Source organism: Arthrobacter sp. Y3225116, assembly GCF_059091245.1.
The window spans coordinates 1-352 of the sequence record NZ_JBNHGL010000593.1 but is presented as its reverse complement, the minus strand read 5'-3'; the positions used below and the strand labels follow the sequence as shown (position 1 = coordinate 352).

1 protein-coding gene is annotated in these 352 nt (G+C 72.7%); it reads left to right on the top strand.

Annotated features, from left to right (window positions below; genetic code table 11):
- A partial coding sequence (locus tag AC5RV2_RS19125) for a FliH/SctL family protein (RefSeq protein WP_494093634.1) occupies positions 1 to 352 on the top strand: 352 nt, incomplete at both ends.

Genomic DNA, 352 nt, shown 5'->3' with positions numbered 1-352 from the left:
AGTGGCCGCGCTCGGTGCGGCCGCCCGTGCGCTGGAGGAACGGACCGCGCCGGTACTTGCCGCCGCGCAAAACACCCTGGCCGCCGCGGCCATGGAACTGGCCGAAGCCATCCTGGGCCATGAATTGTCCGACGGCGCGGCCTCCGCCCGTTCGGCCCTCACCCGGGCACTGGCCGGGGTGGATGCCTCACGCGTGCACACCGTGCGGATGAATCCGACCGACCTGACCATGCTGGCGCCGGAGACGCGGCAGCAGGCCGGTGTGAGCTTCAGCCCCGATTCGTCGCTCGCGCCCGGGGACGCCGTCACCGAATTCGCCGATGGCTTCCTGGACGCGCGGATCGGCGCCGCG